17 protein-coding genes are annotated in these 15,797 nt (G+C 41.6%); 12 read left to right on the top strand and 5 right to left on the bottom strand.

Features of this window, described 5'->3' with window-relative positions; genetic code table 11:
• The first annotated feature begins 4 nt into the window (after positions 1-4).
• The 5 genes from EIZ58_RS15770 to fdhD all read left to right on the top strand — a co-directional run bounded on the left by EIZ58_RS15770 (position 5) and on the right by fdhD (position 6,122).
• Complete coding sequence (locus tag EIZ58_RS15770; protein ID WP_134701794.1) at positions 5-718, top strand: sporulation protein; 714 nt, start codon at positions 5-7, stop codon at positions 716-718.
• A 333-nt stretch (positions 719-1,051) separates the two neighbouring features.
• Entirely contained in the window at positions 1,052-2,311 is a 1,260-nt protein-coding gene (locus EIZ58_RS15765) for an L-lactate MFS transporter (RefSeq protein WP_134701793.1), read from the top strand.
• Positions 2,312-2,423: 112 nt separating this feature from the next.
• Positions 2,424-2,789: a Na-translocating system protein MpsC family protein gene (locus EIZ58_RS15760; RefSeq protein ID WP_134701792.1), complete on the top strand. Its 366-nt coding sequence runs from the start codon at positions 2,424-2,426 to the stop codon at positions 2,787-2,789.
• Between the two features lie 153 nt (positions 2,790-2,942).
• Complete coding sequence (locus EIZ58_RS15755; protein WP_134701791.1) at positions 2,943-5,300, top strand: FdhF/YdeP family oxidoreductase; 2,358 nt, start codon at positions 2,943-2,945, stop codon at positions 5,298-5,300.
• Positions 5,301-5,321: 21 nt separating this feature from the next.
• Positions 5,322-6,122, top strand: coding sequence for a formate dehydrogenase accessory sulfurtransferase FdhD (gene fdhD / locus EIZ58_RS15750; RefSeq protein ID WP_134701790.1), 801 nt, complete (start codon positions 5,322-5,324; stop codon positions 6,120-6,122).
• 43 nt (positions 6,123-6,165) lie between these two features.
• On the opposite strand, the gene speD is transcribed toward fdhD, so the two are convergent.
• The gene (speD, locus tag EIZ58_RS15745; protein WP_134702011.1) at positions 6,166-6,585 is read right to left on the bottom strand and encodes an adenosylmethionine decarboxylase; all 420 of its coding nucleotides are present in this window, start codon (positions 6,583-6,585) and stop codon (positions 6,166-6,168) included.
• Positions 6,586-6,733: 148 nt separating this feature from the next.
• Here speD and EIZ58_RS15740 point away from each other — a divergent pair, with 148 nt between their 5' ends.
• Positions 6,734-7,999: a hemolysin family protein gene (locus tag EIZ58_RS15740; protein WP_134701789.1), complete on the top strand. Its 1,266-nt coding sequence runs from the start codon at positions 6,734-6,736 to the stop codon at positions 7,997-7,999.
• Between the two features lie 95 nt (positions 8,000-8,094).
• Here the strand turns inward: EIZ58_RS15740 and EIZ58_RS15735 are convergent, their stop codons facing one another.
• The 3 genes from EIZ58_RS15735 to EIZ58_RS15725 form a co-directional block, all read right to left on the bottom strand.
• On the bottom strand, positions 8,095-8,841 hold the full coding sequence (locus EIZ58_RS15735) for a yteA family sporulation protein (protein ID WP_134701788.1): 747 nt from the start codon (positions 8,839-8,841) through the stop codon (positions 8,095-8,097).
• 165 nt (positions 8,842-9,006) lie between these two features.
• On the bottom strand, positions 9,007-9,225 hold the full coding sequence (locus tag EIZ58_RS15730) for a YozQ family protein (protein ID WP_134701787.1): 219 nt from the start codon (positions 9,223-9,225) through the stop codon (positions 9,007-9,009).
• Between the two features lie 59 nt (positions 9,226-9,284).
• The gene (locus EIZ58_RS15725; RefSeq protein WP_134701786.1) at positions 9,285-10,397 is read right to left on the bottom strand and encodes a metallophosphoesterase; all 1,113 of its coding nucleotides are present in this window, start codon (positions 10,395-10,397) and stop codon (positions 9,285-9,287) included.
• A 112-nt stretch (positions 10,398-10,509) separates the two neighbouring features.
• On the opposite strand from EIZ58_RS15725, the gene EIZ58_RS15720 reads away from it, so the two are divergent.
• From EIZ58_RS15720 to EIZ58_RS15705, 4 genes are all read left to right on the top strand, one after another.
• Positions 10,510-10,968 carry a BsuPI-related putative proteinase inhibitor gene (locus EIZ58_RS15720; RefSeq protein WP_134701785.1) on the top strand — a complete coding sequence of 153 codons (459 nt, stop codon included), beginning with the start codon at positions 10,510-10,512 and terminating at the stop codon, positions 10,966-10,968.
• Between the two features lie 39 nt (positions 10,969-11,007).
• On the top strand, positions 11,008-11,190 hold the full coding sequence (locus EIZ58_RS15715; protein ID WP_134701784.1) for a hypothetical protein: 183 nt from the start codon (positions 11,008-11,010) through the stop codon (positions 11,188-11,190).
• Between the two features lie 119 nt (positions 11,191-11,309).
• Positions 11,310-12,689 carry a sensor histidine kinase gene (locus EIZ58_RS15710; RefSeq protein ID WP_167577744.1) on the top strand — a complete coding sequence of 460 codons (1,380 nt, stop codon included), beginning with the start codon at positions 11,310-11,312 and terminating at the stop codon, positions 12,687-12,689.
• Positions 12,690-12,698: 9 nt separating this feature from the next.
• The gene (locus tag EIZ58_RS15705) at positions 12,699-13,331 is read left to right on the top strand and encodes a response regulator (RefSeq protein ID WP_240689102.1); all 633 of its coding nucleotides are present in this window, start codon (positions 12,699-12,701) and stop codon (positions 13,329-13,331) included.
• A gap of 72 nt (positions 13,332-13,403) precedes the next feature.
• Here EIZ58_RS15705 and EIZ58_RS15700 read toward each other — a convergent pair whose 3' ends face one another.
• Positions 13,404-14,141, bottom strand: a complete 738-nt coding sequence (locus EIZ58_RS15700; RefSeq protein WP_134701781.1) for a YheC/YheD family protein — start codon at positions 14,139-14,141, stop codon at positions 13,404-13,406.
• Between the two features lie 72 nt (positions 14,142-14,213).
• Here EIZ58_RS15700 and EIZ58_RS15695 point away from each other — a divergent pair, with 72 nt between their 5' ends.
• The gene (locus EIZ58_RS15695) at positions 14,214-15,014 is read left to right on the top strand and encodes an ABC transporter ATP-binding protein (protein ID WP_134701780.1); all 801 of its coding nucleotides are present in this window, start codon (positions 14,214-14,216) and stop codon (positions 15,012-15,014) included.
• Positions 14,974-15,795 (top strand): ABC transporter permease, encoded by an 822-nt coding sequence (locus EIZ58_RS15690; protein ID WP_134701779.1) that lies wholly within the window; start codon positions 14,974-14,976, stop codon positions 15,793-15,795. The genes EIZ58_RS15695 and EIZ58_RS15690 overlap by 41 nt, the downstream gene beginning before the upstream one ends.
• Positions 15,796-15,797 lie beyond the last annotated feature (2 nt).

Raw genomic sequence — 15,797 nt, 5'->3', positions numbered from 1 at the left:
AGCTATGCTAACTTTTAAAAAAATTCTATCCACCATCGGAATTGGTTCAGCAAAGGTGCATACAGTCATCTTACAAAAGACTGTCCACCCTGGACAAATTCTCAAGGGTGAAGTGCATATATATGGCGGAGAAGTTGAGCAGGAAATTAGTCAAATTGACATTGATATTTTCTTTGAATCGTATAAAGATGAAGAAGACTCAGAGAATCATCATATTGAGTACACACTTGGTGAAGTCCATATCCCATGTATAGATAAGATTGAAGCTCATGAAGAAAAAATATATCCATTTGAGATAAAGTTGCCATTATCAGCACCCTTATCTAACGCCAATCAAACCATTTCATTAAAGACAAAAGTCCATATTCCGCTGGCTCCGGACCCTGTAGAAGTACAACCTGTTATTATTGAGGATCCTATTGTTGAGGCTTGTTTTAATCTATTCGCTCAAAACGGCTATTTATTTGCGGTAGATAGTGGCAGGGGACGGCATCGTTCGAAGCAAGAAGACGGTGTGCCTTATGAGCAATCCTTTATTCTACACAAATGGATAGGCAATAAGATGGTTGAATGGACAATACATTTTATTTTTACAGACGAAGATGTTACTTTAAAAGTGAAAGAGGGAGATGTAGCTTATTCCTTCTCTAGAAAAGATCAGAGTAAGCTTACTGAACAATTGCAAAAATTTTCACAATGGGTTCAGTGCGTCGAATAAAAAACTAGCAGGTCCTACTGTCGTCAGGACCTGCTTTCTTTTTTAAGTTCTATTTGCAATGTATCCAAGTTTAAAATAGTTATTGCTTTAGATCCAAGACCATGCTACTATAATATCAAATTTGTCGATAATGTGAACTCATGCAACTCATTCTAATCGAATAACAGCGAACCTGTTGATTCTTAGGATGATGACTGGAGAACCCTTACTACGACGTTGGTTACACACAGCGGACCTGTGGAAAACTACCGTCACAACTCATACCCAATTATAGGGGAGTTGTGGCGGTTTTTGCTTTTGCCAAAGAAAATTGCATAAGGAAGAGGGGAAAGTATGGGGAAAACGAAAAATCGTTGGCTAATTGCTTTATCTGCAATAGCTATTCATTTATCCATTGGTTCCGCTTACGCATACTCTGTATTCAAGAAACCAATCGAGAATTCTATGGGTTGGTCAGGAACCGAAATTGCTTTAGCGTTTACGCTTGCACTGATTTGTTTAGGGCTTTCCGCTGCCGTTTTTGGACGTTTCGTAGAAAAGTATGGTCCAAGTAAGTCTGCGATGGTTTCTGCTGTATTGTTCAGTACGGGTCAGATTGGGTCAGGATTTGCTATTGCTCAAGAATCTTTGACTATGTTTTTAATTTTATACGGAGTAGTGGGTGGGATGGGGTTAGGAATTGGTTATATTTCCCCCGTATCTACACTAGTTAAATGGTTCCCTGACCGCCGTGGATTAGCAACAGGGATGGCTGTATTTGGCTTTGGTGCAGGTGCTCTAATTACGGGTCCTATCGCTGCAGATATGATTGCAGACTTCGGCATATCTTCCACCTTTTACACATTGGGAATCGCCTACTTTATTCTTATGATGCTAGGGGCTTCTTATATTGCTCGCCCGCCTGAGGGATGGATGCTAGAGGGTATGAAAACGGGACTTGCTTCTGGCAAGGCTGGGGTTAATCAGGATTTGGCACAGCTTACAGCAAATGAAGCAGTTAAGACTAAGCGTTTCTGGCTGCTATGGGTCATGATTCTTATTAACATCAGTGCAGGTTTAATGATTATCTCGGTTGCTTCCCCGATGGGACAAGAGATGGTTGGTATGGAAGTAGCTGCTGCTGCTGCGATGGTAGGCATCATGGGGATCTTTAATGGAGCGGGACGGATTGGATGGGCAGGCATCTCCGACTATATTGGACGTTCAAATGTATTCGCGGTGTTCTTCAGCATCCAGATTATTGCATTCCTTATTATTCCTAACGTCACAAATGCAGTAGCATTCCAAGCGCTAATCCTTATTGTCATGACGTGTTACGGCGGCGGGTTTGCTTCCTTGCCTGCTTTTATTGGCGATATGTTTGGAACAAAGCAGCTTGGGGCCATTCATGGATACATCTTAACGGCGTGGTCAATGGCTGGTGTTGTAGGGCCCATTATTGTGGCTCGGATGAAAGAAGCGACAGGTAGTTATGTACCTGCCTTCTATATTTTCGCCGCTTTACTAGCTGTGGCTCTGGTTGTTACGTATTTTATTAAACAAGATATTAATAAAATTCGTAAGCAACAAGCTAGCCAACAGAAAGTTGCATAAAATGATAATACACAGTGGAAATCGAACGTTTTATGATCCTGTTCGATTTCCATTGTAATCCACCTTCCTTGATGGTAACATGTGGGAAAAGACTTGATGAAGAGGGATTCAAATGAACAAATACGAAGCTGAATTTAGTAACTTAGTTAGATCCTTCCGAAAACGCCATATGGGGAAAGGTCCCAGCCAAGTTCGCACAACCTTCTGCAAGAATTGGGCTATTTGTGAACTTGAAGGTAATCTGTCACCTGTTGAGAGGTTTATTGCAACCGCTGATGAAGGCAAGCAGATGCTTCGGGCAGCACGCACGGAAATGGTAAAAGAAATGTATAAGAAATTTCCTCCCACGGAAATGGAAGATCTCTTAGGCGCTAAATTTATGGAGTTGTTTGTGGATATCGATATTGAAAAGGACTATGGAATGTCCATCTTCGTGTTTGATCAAAATTTGGAAGAAAAGTTCGGGAAGGGGAAATAAATCCCTTATTCTGAAGTTGATTTATATAGTGAGGTTGGCACTTTAACAGCGACCCTGTTCAAGACTAACCGCGTTAACAATCGTATACAACGAATGTTAGGCGCGGTTTTTGTATTTTTATCATGATTCGAAAAGAAGAAAGGATGAAAAGCTATGGGAAAAACAAAACACCGAGGACCTATGAAAAAAGCAGCGCTACCAGCACCCAAGCATTGGGTCAGCCCGATTCCGTTCGGACTTGGAAAGGTAAAGCCAAAGCATATTCGAGATTCTTTTAAGATATTGTGGGAAAACAAAGATAATCTCGGATATGCCGCTAATATTATAACTAAAGGGGTGTGCGATGGTTGTGCCCTAGGCGTAGCAGGATTGTACGACCAAACCCTAACAGGTCCACATGTCTGTACGACAAGGCTTAATGTTCTACGGCTGAATACCATGCCGGCCATCAAACCGGAAATCCTCCATGCTGATATCGATGAGCTGCGTAAATACTCCAGTACAGAGCTCCGTAAGCTCGGGCGAATCCCTTACCCTATGATCCGCCGAAAAGGCGAAAGAAAGTTTTCACGCATCACCTGGGATGAAGCCATGGACACCATTTCGAATAAAATGAAGAAGCTCGATCCTAAGCAATATGCTTTTTATTTAACCTCCCGAGGAATTACCAATGAGTCCTACTACGTTGCAGGAAAAGTGGCTAGATTCCTTGGTACCAATAATATTGACAATGCTTCACGGATTTGTCATTCTCCAAGCAAAACAGCCTTGAAGCGTTCGGTTGGGGTAGGGGCTTCAACAGTGAATTATCAAGACTGGATCGGAACAGATGTCATCCTTTTCTGGGGGAGTATTGCCTCTAATGCATCGCCTGTTTCCACGAAGTACATGCTGGAGGCCAAGAAAAAAGGGACTAAAATTATTGTAGTAAACCCTTATAGAGAACCAGCTATGGAACAATACTGGATTCCGTCCAATGTGGAATCCGCTTTATTCGGAACGAAGGTAGCTGACGACTTCTATCAAGTCAATATCGGTGGAGATATTGCTTTCATGCACGGGATCATGAAGCACTGGTTCGAAATGGAGAAAAAAGAAAAAGGCTCGGCCATTAATCATCAATTTGTTAAAGATCACGTGAACGGCTATAAGGAATTAAAGGCTAAGGTTGAAGCTCAATCTTGGGATGAAATTATAAAGTCATCTGGAATTACTAGAGAAAGAATTGCAGAGCTGGCTGAATTATTGGCCAAAACCAAAAATGCAGTCTTTGTATGGGCGCTTGGGCTAACTATGCACTCCTTTGCTACCGATAATATCTCCCAGGTTGCTAATCTTGCCCTCCTTCGCGGTTTCCTAGGTCGTAAGCACGCTGGACTTATGCCTTTTCGCGGACACAGTGGGGTTCAAGGAGCCGGTGAGATGGGTTCAGACCCGTTCAGCTTGCCTGGCGGTGATTACTATGGAGAAAATATTACTCGCATCGAAAAGCTATGGGGATTTGAGCTGCCGAAATGGCAAGGGGATATCGTAGGGGTAACCCTTGAGAATATTGTTCTGCCAGATGATCACGAGCGTAAGATCAAGCTTTACTATTTGTCTGGAGGGAATTTCCTAGAAACGATGCCGGATCCTGTTTTTGTAGAGAAGGCTTTGTCTGAATTAGAGATACGTGTGCATCAGGATATTATTCTCAATACCTCGACGCTTGTCGATGCGAAAGAAGCCGTCATCCTTTTGCCTGCAAAAACCCGTTATGAGCAAGAAGGCGGTGGAACCTCGACATCAACCGAGCGCATGGTGTACTTCTCCCCCGAAATCGAAGGAAACAAAAATCGAATTGAGGAAGCTCGTACGGAGTGGAAAATCTATGTTGATCTAGCTAAACGCATAAAGCCAGATACGGCACACTTAGTGGATTTCAAAGAAGCACAAGATGTGCGTAACGAGATCGCGAAGGCTGCACCAAACTATGATGGCATTCAAGACCTGAAAAAAGCTGGTGACGTCTTCCAATGGGGTGGAGCCTGGTTATGTGAAGATGGTATTTGCCCTACACCTGATGGTAAAGCGAATCTCATTGATGTTGATATCCCGAACCTAGGGAAGAAGGACGGACAATTTATTGTGACATCCCGACGTGGAAAACAATTTAATTCTATGGTCTATAGTGAAACGGATCCGTTCAACGGCGCAGATCGTTACGATGTTTTATTGAACGCACAGGATGCGAGAGACCTAAGCATTGTAGAAGGAGAAGGTATTGTGGTATACAACGGATTCGGTGTCTTCCAGGGAAGAGCCAAGTTCGTTGATATCGCTAGAGGAAATGTAGAAGTTCACTTCCCAGAAGGAAATTTCTTATTGCCAAGAGGAAGATACGAAAAGTTCGCGGGAATTCCGGATTACAATGTAACCTGCTATGTTGAGAAGGCTGAAAGATATCTGGCCAGAAAAGACGTTAACTATTTGGAGAAACGCGTAGAAGAGTTAGAAATGGAAGTCAGCTAGCTTAAAAGAAGGGGGTGCCTGATGAACGATCTTGTAACCAATCAGCAAAAGATCATTCGCTTTTCGAATGAAAGCTTACTTGAGATGGAAGATGAAATTGCAGTAGAGTTTCCGCTTACCATTGTTGTAGATGGTGATGAGTTAGCCACCATGGTTTGTACTCCCACCCAAATGGAAGAACTGGTCGTTGGATTTTTGGCCTCTGAGGGTCTTATTCGTACCGCTGACGAAGTTGTGTCCTTGTCACTAGATGAACGCCGAGGATTTGCCTATATAGAACTAAAACAGAAGCAACAGGTGACAAAAGATTTTTATTCCAAGCGTTTTATTGGTTCGTGTTGTGGAAAGAGTCGTCAGTTCTATCTCCATAACGATGCCCGAACAGCTAAAACGGTGCTGAGTCAAACTCAAATAACAGTGGATCAATGCTTCTCGCTGATGAAAGAAATGCAGAATCGCTCCGTAGACTTTCAGATGACTGGAGGTGTTCACAACGCCGCGCTCTGTACACCGGATGGTGTAGTCATTGAACGAACGGATATTGGAAGACATAATGCCTTGGATAAGATTTTCGGATACTGTCTGCAGCATCGAATCTCACCTAAGGATAAAATTATGGTTTTCAGCGGGAGGATCTCTTCTGAGGTTCTGCTAAAGGTTGCAAAGATCGGTATCGGCATCGTTCTATCGAAATCTGCCCCTACTACGTTAGCCTTAGACTTAGCCAATGACCTGGGAATTACAACCGTTGGATTTATTCGCGGCACTACGCTTAACATTTATACGCATCCACAACGCATTATTGAGGCAAGAGTGAATTGAAAAAGACCAGGTACTCGAGGTCTAGGGAGTACCTGGTTTTATTTTAGACATAAACTTGGTTTTCTTTGTACCCATCCACTATCACTGAAGTCGTATTGGACTCTTTCTCCACTTTCAAGGGGCGTTGACCACGTACAACTTCGATGGTTTCATTTGAAGCAGACTGAAAATGAGATTCCAGATATTCCATTGAAATATGGGGGTTCATATCTCCACAAGTATATACATCCACACTGGCATATCCGTGCTCCGGGAAGGTATGAATGCTCAGGTGTGACTCCGATATCACGACGATTCCGCTTACTCCGTCTGGTTCGAACTGGTGGAAAACAACTTCTCTAATATCTGCATCAGCCCGCTGGGCAGCTTCAACCATAATTCTTTCAACGTCTTCTTTGCGTTTGAGAAGCTCAGGGTTGCATTCCCACAAGTCCATTATGATGTGACGACCAATCGTATCCATCATGACAAAGGCCTCCTTGTACTTGATAGTTATAAGAATTCCCCATTACAAAGTTTTCTATGAATGCATCATTTCTAGTGTAAAATGGGGGGATTATGCAAAAAATGAGAATACGACTGAAGAGATGAGCGGGGGGAGTGTGAATGCTTTGGCCGAAGTGCCCTTAGGATTAATTTTTTTCTTAGGTGTTCTTATTTTCCTTTCTGCCTTTTTCTCGTCCGCAGAAACTGCCTATTCAAGCATCAACAAAATTCGACTGAGGAATTACGTTTCAGAAAAAAGAAGCGGAAGTGAAAAAGCCTTATTTATAACAGATAACTTTGATAACGCCCTTTCCACGATTTTAGTGGGTAATAATATTGTCAATATTGCTGCAGCAAGTATTTCTGCAAAGTTGGCTACGGATTTATTTGGAGCTAGTGGAGGACTAGTCATTAGCACCATCGTAATGACGGTGTTGATTTTGATTTTTGGAGAGATTTTACCAAAGTCAATGGCTAAAGAGAATGCTGAAACCTACGCGCTAAAAATAGCAGGCATCCTATTTTTTTTAATAAAGATTTTGACGCCGGTTAATTTTATTTTCAGTAAATTGAAGGCAAGTGTTTCCCAGTTGTTTTCTAAAGGCGGGAACAATGGACCATCGGTTACGGAAGAAGAAATTAAAGTCATGGTCGACATTAGTGAAGAAGAAGGAGTAATGGATAAAAGTGAGAAAGAGTTGGTCCATCGCTCGTTAGAATTTAATGAGATCCTAGTGGGTGAAATCCTAACCCCACGGATTGACATGATTGCCATAGAAGTGGAACAACCAATCGAGCAGATTAAGCAAATTTTCTTTGAGGAAAGGTTTTCTCGGATTCCTGTATACGAAGAACATATTGACAATATCATTGGCATTTTATCTGAACGAGAATTTTTATCTGAATTGCTCCAGCATGAACAGGTACATGTCAGAAAGCTCCTACGCAAGCCGATGTTTGTTGTACGCTCCATGAAAATTGCTTCTCTTTTGCCAGAATTGCAAAAAAGCAAGAGCCATATGGCCATCGTCATTGATGAGTTCGGGGGAACCTCAGGACTTATCACACTAGAAGATATTTTAGAGGAGCTTGTAGGAGAGATATGGGATGAACATGACGAAAAAATTAATATCATAACAAAGATCGATGAAAACACCTTTGAATTCGATGCTCAATTCCAACTTGATGAATTCTCTAAGCTGCTTGATGTCTCTCCTCCTGATAGCGCTTATCACACCTTAGGTGGCTGGATCGTCGAACAATTAGAACATGTTCCTGAAAAAGGAGAGTCGTTTCATTACGAGCATTTAAAGATTACGATACAAGAGGTGGAGAATCGTCGAATCAGGAAATTAAAGGTAGATCAGTTAGCTGAAGTTCAGCAGGAATAGCGTTTCCGATAAGGGAACGCTATTTTTCTCATGAAAAAAAGGTGTCCTCAAATTTCCATTCTTTGAAGACACCATCAATCTTTACCTAAGCGATGTTATTCGTCATCGTAATCCCATGTAGGGGCACCAAGACCGCCCACAGTGGACATGATCCCCGCTTCATCCAGCTTCCGTTCATAGATTTCATGTAAATCATTAGCCGCAATACCGATAAAATTCCCTTCAATATCAGCCAGAAGGAAGCCCTCCACAGCTTCTGTAAGTCCAATGGGCTCATCGGACTCCACAAACATTTCATTGTAATGGTTTTTTTCCTGCTCCCAAAAATCGGAAGGTGTTTCGGATGTACCATATCTAGCTACTTCTTGCCATGCATCCTCAGCGTCATATAGGGTAGCGTCTTGTTCATCATATTCAAATTTCCCAAAACCAGGACGAAGAATATCTTCTTCTACAGGACGGTTTTCGGAAACAAAATGGTTAGGTGTATGTTCAATACACCTGGTAGCGGTGGGTAAAGCTTGAAGTCTCTCTTCAGGGATCGGTTGATTGCAAATTTCACAAACACCATAGGTTCCTTCTTCCATTGCCTTTAATGCACGAAGGATATCCTGAAGATGCTCCTCCTCGTGTTCGAGTAGAGCAATATCCTTTTCCCTCTCAAACAACTCACTCCCATGATCTGCAGGGTGGTTGTCATAATTGGACAATTCCCCTATAGATTCCTGGTTCAACGCATTTTCTATATCGAAATCATCGTTTTCTTTCAAGCGGTGCTCCAGATCCTTTTTTTCATCCATTAAGATTTGTTTCAATTCATTCTGTTGTTCTGGTGAAAGCATGATATTTCCCCCTTTCTTCATTTTAGGGTCATTCTTAGTGTGCTTCATTTCACCAAGTTAAATCAGGACATTACGAGTTGGGGGAATTTGAAAAAGCTTACTAATAGTGGCCAAGATGGCGTTTATCAGTAAGCTTTTTATTCTTAAGCTAGAGGATGACCATGCTTAACCTTGTTGATTTGGTTCGCGAGGAATTCGTTGAGCCTGGCCTGTACCTTGAACATTCTCGATTTCCGCATCGACCGTTCCTTCCATATAAGCATCCGACACTTGTTCGTGTGTGGTGGCTAATCCTTGGTCCAAAGCTGAATCGGAAGTATAGTCTTTAGGTTCGTACATCTTTTCTGCTAAATTCTCATTGGTAGAAAAATTGGATTTATTCATCTTATTTCCTCCTTTTTCGGATAAAGAGCCATTATTAATTTTTGTTATCCGCAAGGAAATTAACCGAATGTAATATTAATCACGACAATTTCTGACCGACTTCCGATTCGAATCGGTGGTCCCCAAAAACCATATCCGGAAGATACAATGGCATGCAGTTGATCCTTTTGTTTATATCCCCAATCCAATTCATACATTCTTCGGGTGATTAAGTGGTTTGGGGCCATTTGTCCGCGGTGGGTATGACCAGAGAGCATCAAGTCAAAGCCATGACTACCTGCTTGTTCGAGATGATAGGGCTGATGATCCATAAGAAATAGGGGCAGGCTGGATGGATCTAAACCGGTGAGCAGGCTGTCTAAAGCTCGACGGGACTTATCCGTTCTGTCCTTTCTGCCTACTAGTACAAAGGATTGATCAACGACAATAGCTTCATCTAATAAAATCCGAACTCCAGAACGTTCCAATTCTTCCACTATTTCTTGCACCTTGCCGCCATAATATTCATGATTTCCCAAAACTCCATACACGCCTAGGGGCGCTTCTAACTGTTTCATAATAGCCCCCATCTTCTTTCGAATAAACGGTCCTGGCTCATCGTCAATGATATCACCAGGAAAAAGGATAATGTCCGGGTATAAATCGTTAATTATCTTGACCATACGCTGGAGATGAGAGCTACCCGAGATGTCCCCATAGTGCATGTCTGAGGCCATTACAATTCGAAGCTGGCTGAGATGACTCCCTTTTTTGTTCATTTCTAAGTCGAAAATTCTTGTAACTGGACTCCAGGCATTAAATGACCCCAAAGCGAAGATCAGAATGAAAAGTGTTAATGTAACAGTACCCACCAGTAATATGGTTTGGTCGGTTGACATAAATGCTATAATAAGCCCCATTCCAATTAGATCGGCTAGCGGCAGTAGAACAATTCCATATTGAACGACGGCCATCCAATAGGAACCAATCCATCGAAATATTTTAACGTGGCGAAATGAACGACCAATAAAATAAGAATAGCTAAGGAATAAAACAGATAAGCTATAGAGTAATAAAGAAGGTTTTGAGCAAACTACCTTTAAGAAAAGCCATCCATGCCAACCAATATAAAGAACGATGAGGTTATATATGGAAAATAGAGTAACCATGTTAAATACGAATCGCTTCTTCATTCTAAGTACCTCATTAAATCTTTTCTTCCACTATATCATAATTAGAAAAATAAGAACCAATCCTGCAACCTTCTTGGGAGTTTTCCGTCTGAATATATAGAGGTGAACAAAAATGAAAAAATTGTGGATATGGATGACAATAGCGTGCTTAACATTTCTTATGGGATGTGCTGGCGGCGGAGAGGTTCCAACTGGTGCAAAGGCTCCGACACCTTCCATTGTGGAGGGATTGATGGAACCATTTATTGTAATCGAAGGAAATCAAACCAAACGGATTCACGTAACTTTTGGGGTAAAGAACCAAACAGAAAAAGATGTTGAGTTAACCTTTCCAAGTGGGCAGCGTTACGACTACGTGGTAAAAAATGAAGAAGGAACGGTAGTTAAGCATTACTCTATTGATAAGCTGTTTATCCAAGCGATCCAAACCATCACCATTAAACCTGGAGACGAGTTGAAATATGAAGAAGTATTTGAGGATCTAGAACCTGGAACATATAGCTTTGAATTTTGGATTACGGCCCAGGATACAGATCTTCGTGATCAAGCCACCTTTATTGTTCAAGAATAGGATATAATGGAAGGAACAGGTGCAAGGAGAGTGAGTGTGATGGAAAAGGATAATTCGTCCAATCAAGATCCGAGCCGTGAAGAGATCCAACGAATTGTGAATCAAGCACAGTTGACACAGTTGAAGAGGACCCTGAAAACCCTCTTTATACTTTGGATTTTTATCATGGCTGTCAGTGGGCTTTTGGTCTCCTATCGATTTCTTTCTTCCTTATTTCTTTAACTTGTTCCAAAGTGCGTATTTTGTGTCGGATATTTAGACACCAAAATACGCTTTATTTATTTTAAAGCAATATGCAGTATAATGGAGAAAAGAATATGTTAAAAGGAGCTCCATTCAATATGGGTTTAGTATTAATTGCTGTTTGGATTCTAGGCTTTGTCATCTGGTTTACAGATGGGCAAAGAATCTCAACTAGATGGGCAGCTGCTATAGCGTTTGTTGGTGGGTTTGGCTTTTTATCAGGAGTAATTGGAGAGGTCTGGCTTCCCATGCTCCAGTCATCTGGGTACTCAGGCTCTTTTGAACAAATCTTGCAGTATCTAGAGAATGTCAGCTCTTTTATCTGTCAGGCAGGACTGCCTTATGCTTATTTTATGTTTGCTTTATATTCTTCACCTGAGCCATCCCCATTATGGAAAAAAAGAGTAAGCTGGTTGGCATTCATCCCCGTAATGATCTCTTTGATGCTCACACCTATTTCTCCTATACTTCAATTTAATTATTGGTGGATGATCTCTTGGGTCGTACCCTATGTTTTGTATGCGTCTTTTTTGTTGGTTAAGCTGTTCCTTAAAGAACGGGATCCTGTAATGAAGCGGAGCCATTTTATTACGATATTGCTATGTGTGATTCCATTGCTTTTTGTTATGATTACGATCTATGTTCTAAGGACAGTAGGAATGTATGAAGTCTGGAGGACAAATGTGTGGATTATCGCCGCACAATTTGTATTGTTTCTTGTTTTTTCTTTAAAATATGGGGTTTTAGGCGTAAGGATTAGGGTGGAGAGGCACCGTTTGGATAATACCATGCGTGCTCTTACATCGGGAACCGATATTTTAAACCACTCTATCAAGAATGAAGTAGGAAAAATTCAACTGTTCACGAACCGCCTTGATCGTTATGCAGAAGAATCCATGAAAGAATCTATGCAAGAAGATCTTAAAGTGATTCAAGCTTCAGCCGATCACCTCCTTCGCATGGTACAGCGTATCCAATCCAAAATGAAGGATATGGTATTGGAGGAGGAACCTTGTGACTTGAAACTTATTATCGAACAATCTGTTCAACATTTAAAACCTCTTCTAACTGATAAGGAAATTTCGGTTGTAGTCCCTAGAAAAGGCCCCGATTTTATTATCCGTGGCGATTCCGTACATTTACATGAAGCTTTTACGAATCTGCTTTGTAATGCGATCGAAGCATTACCTAGATCTGGGACCATCTGGATAAATCTTTACGAGACGAAAAAACATTTGACTGTTTCCGTACAGGATAATGGGGAGGGAATTTCTCGAGAAAATATGCCCTACGTCCTGGAGCCTTTTTTTTCTACAAAGAAAAATAGTTCAACGAATTTCGGCCTCGGTCTGTCTTACTGCTATAATGTCATGAGAAAACATGGAGGCTGGCTAGATATTCATAGTGTCAAGGGAGAGGGGACTACTATTTTTCTCTATTTTCCTAAAAAAAGGAATATTAAGTTGGGGTGGGGGTGAGCTATCGATATGATACGAGTAATGTTGGTTGAGGATGATCCTGTTTGGCAAAAGGGGATAAGGGATTTAGTTGAAGATGAAGAGGATATGACGGTTGTAGCTACTGCTTCGACAAAGCAAGAGGCAATCGAAACTTTCTTTCAAAATGAAATCGATGTTCTGGTGCTGGATATTAATCTCAGCGAAAACAATTTGGATGGGATCGAAGTGGCCCTAGAGCTGACTGATCGTATAGCGTCCCTTAAGATTATCATGATGACTTCTCTGACAAGAGAAGAGGTTATTGTTGAGTCTTTTTCGGCGGGGGCGATTAACTATATTAATAAAATTCATTTTAAAGAGATTGTAGGGGCCATTCGAACTGCCTACCTAAATGAATCTTCCATCCATCCCTCAGCTGCAGAAGTCCTCCGAAAAGAATTTTTAAGGTTAAAGCGGGAGGAGGATCAGCAGTTACTCACCCCTTCCGAAAAAGAGGTTTTACAGAGAATCTACAGTGGTGAAACCCAGACGGAAATTGAGAAAAGTCTATTTATCTCCAAGAGGACCATCAAGAATCATGTCAATCGTATTTTAAAGAAGTTAGGGGTTAAGTCGAGTAAAGAAGCAGCAGATCTGGCAAAAAAGAAAAAAATGTTTTAGACTGAATTTGTCATACTATAACGTTTTATAAAATAATAAAAGGGTAAACAATTAGGTTTACCCTTAACAAACTCATACCCTTCCATAGGCTCTTGCGTATCTCATAATTCTATAGAAAACTTTTTTGTCTCTCCTAAAAAGATAGGGATCGGGTGTTGTGTTTACTTCGATAATCCAAGGTCTACCATGATGATCTACACCAACGTCAAGCCCTACTTCTTTTAGACCTCTGAAATGTATCTCTAATTGCTTAGCGACAGCTAACCCTATAGACTTTAATTGGGAAACTAGCCTTTCTCTTCTGCTGGGGGAAAAGTGAGGAGATAAAAGCGTAGAAAGGGATCTGATTGTGCCACCATTATGGATATTAGTTACTACTTTGGCTTTTTGGGCTACTCTTCCCACAATACCGGTAAACTCCCATTGGTTCTTCAAGTTTTTCTGTACCATGACTCTTAAGTCAAAGCGTTGATTATTAAAAGTGAGAAGGTTTATACCTTGTTGGACCAGATAAGGTTCGCCCTTACTTCTTTGGTAAATACTGCGATGAAGTGTATCGAAGCGGAGAGGGGAGGTTTTTTTAGTAAGGTATCCATACCTATAGAAGCCTTTGCCTAACTTTTCCACTCTCATAACTCCACGACCGTGCATGCCCTTGTTAGGCTTTACATAAACCATTAAAAATCGATCAAGCATGTCGAAGAGATTTTTTTTTGTAAGCTTCTTCGTTTCAGGAATATAGGACGAAAGGTCTTGATTCTTTAACAACACTTTAGTTTTATCCCATTTGCTTGAAATATGCCTTCTCATTGCGCGTTTTCTCCTTCCCTAAAATAAGCACCCAAAAGTAATATATGACCATGAACAAGAAAGGATTGGGCTATGACGGAACCGATGATCCTGGTAAATCACTTATCAAAAAAGTATGGAGAGATCCAAGCGGTACATGATGTTAGCTTCTTTGTTGAACGAGGGGAGTGCTTCGGTTTACTTGGACCGAATGGTGCTGGGAAATCGACGACGATTAAAATGCTAACAACGTTAGCGGATATGGATGAAGGTCAGGTATTGATTGGCGGTTTTGATTTACAGCTTGATCCCATGTCTATCCGACGGCTTATTGGTTATGTTCCTCAAGCCATTTCCGTAGATGGGACCTTAACGGGGTATGAGAATCTTCTTCTTTTTGCCAAGCTATATGGCTTACCCAAAAAAGATAGACTGGAAAGAATTCAAGAGGTAACCGAACTATTAGATCTAGCAGAGGTTGCAAATAGGCAGGCTAAATCCTATTCAGGAGGCATGATCAGAAGATTGGAAATTGGGCAAGCGATACTTCATAAACCTAAAGTATTGTTCTTAGATGAACCTACGGTAGGATTAGACCCAGTTGCTCGCCAGTCCGTTTGGTCTCATCTTGAGGCTCTCAGGGCAAACGAGAAAATGACAATCATTATGACAACTCATTATATGGAGGAAGCCGAATCCATGTGCTCCAACATCGCGATTATGAGTAAGGGATGCATTGCTGCTAGAGGAACGCTGCAAGAACTCCAAGCCCAAGCGGGTAAACCGGAAGCAAGCATGAATGAGATCTTTGTCCATTTTGCCGGAAGTCCTGATCAGCAAGGGGGAATGAAGGATGTCTATAGAAGTCGCCGCACAGCCAAACGACTTGGATAAAGAAAAACGAAATCCTGTTGTTTTATTTTTGTCCTATGTTTGGGTAATGATTGAGTTGGAAGGCAGAAAGCTAAAAAAAGATCCAACGGATCTGGTAATGAGAGCAATCCAACCTGCTTTATGGTTGTTGATTTTTGGCCAGGCACTGAGCGGTTTGCGTGAGATCCCGACAGGCGGGGCCACCTATCTAGAGTTCTTAGCGCCAGGGATCCTGGCTCAGTCGATAACCTATCTCTCCATCTTTTATGGAATCATGATTATATGGGATCGGGAGTCTGGCGTGTTGCAAAAAATTTTATCGACACCCATTTACCGTTCTGCATTTGTTTTAGGTAAAATGCTCTCGGCCTCCCTTCGCTGTTGCATCCAAGCCATCATGATTCTCTTCCTTTCCGTTGTAATCGGTGTCCAATTTGATTGGGGGCTGCTCAATTTGTTAGGCCTGTTTTTTACCGTCATTCTTGGGGGGGCTTTTTTTGCTGGATTATCCATGTTGATTGCCTTCATTGTTCGTACCAGGGAGAGAATGATGGGAATCGGCCAGTTAATTACGCTGCCTTTGTTTTTCGCTTCAAACGCATTGTATCCCATCACCATTATGCCCAATTGGCTGCAGGTGATAGCGACCATCAACCCTTTAAGTTACTTGGTTGATGCCCTTAGAGGACTGTTGCTCCTCTCACATACTGCGAATGTACTGCTAGATTGGGGCGTTCTTCTTGCAGCTTCCTGTGGTATGCTCATCATTTGTTCCATTTTGAGCCGTAGATTAACAAATTAATG

This window comes from Ammoniphilus sp. YIM 78166 (assembly GCF_004522215.1).
Classification (GTDB): Bacteria; Bacillota; Bacilli; order Aneurinibacillales; family RAOX-1; genus YIM-78166.
The sequence above is the reverse complement of the archived record's forward strand: the minus strand, read 5'-3'. Positions and strand labels throughout refer to the sequence as shown.

Bases quoted from the DNA above. Each gene is read 5' to 3' on its own strand.
- EIZ58_RS15760 (WP_134701792.1), top strand. From the start codon at position 2,424: ATGAACAAATACGAAGCTGAATTTAGTAACTTAGTTAGATCCTTCCGA.
- EIZ58_RS15725 (WP_134701786.1), bottom strand. From the start codon at position 10,397: ATGAAGAAGCGATTCGTATTTAACATGGTTACTCTATTTTCCATATAT.
- EIZ58_RS15735 (WP_134701788.1), bottom strand. From the start codon at position 8,841: ATGCTTTCACCAGAACAACAGAATGAATTGAAACAAATCTTAATGGAT.
- EIZ58_RS15720 (WP_134701785.1), top strand. From the start codon at position 10,510: ATGAAAAAATTGTGGATATGGATGACAATAGCGTGCTTAACATTTCTT.
- EIZ58_RS15710 (WP_167577744.1), top strand. From the start codon at position 11,310: ATGGGTTTAGTATTAATTGCTGTTTGGATTCTAGGCTTTGTCATCTGG.
- speD (WP_134702011.1), bottom strand. From the start codon at position 6,585: ATGGATACGATTGGTCGTCACATCATAATGGACTTGTGGGAATGCAAC.
- fdhD (WP_134701790.1), top strand. From the start codon at position 5,322: ATGAACGATCTTGTAACCAATCAGCAAAAGATCATTCGCTTTTCGAAT.
- EIZ58_RS15765 (WP_134701793.1), top strand. From the start codon at position 1,052: ATGGGGAAAACGAAAAATCGTTGGCTAATTGCTTTATCTGCAATAGCT.
- EIZ58_RS15730 (WP_134701787.1), bottom strand. From the start codon at position 9,225: ATGAATAAATCCAATTTTTCTACCAATGAGAATTTAGCAGAAAAGATG.
- EIZ58_RS15755 (WP_134701791.1), top strand. From the start codon at position 2,943: ATGGGAAAAACAAAACACCGAGGACCTATGAAAAAAGCAGCGCTACCA.
- EIZ58_RS15690 (WP_134701779.1), top strand. From the start codon at position 14,974: ATGTCTATAGAAGTCGCCGCACAGCCAAACGACTTGGATAAAGAAAAA.
- EIZ58_RS15695 (WP_134701780.1), top strand. From the start codon at position 14,214: ATGACGGAACCGATGATCCTGGTAAATCACTTATCAAAAAAGTATGGA.
- EIZ58_RS15715 (WP_134701784.1), top strand. From the start codon at position 11,008: ATGGAAAAGGATAATTCGTCCAATCAAGATCCGAGCCGTGAAGAGATC.
- EIZ58_RS15700 (WP_134701781.1), bottom strand. From the start codon at position 14,141: ATGAGAAGGCATATTTCAAGCAAATGGGATAAAACTAAAGTGTTGTTA.
- EIZ58_RS15705 (WP_240689102.1), top strand. From the start codon at position 12,699: ATGATACGAGTAATGTTGGTTGAGGATGATCCTGTTTGGCAAAAGGGG.
- EIZ58_RS15770 (WP_134701794.1), top strand. From the start codon at position 5: ATGCTAACTTTTAAAAAAATTCTATCCACCATCGGAATTGGTTCAGCA.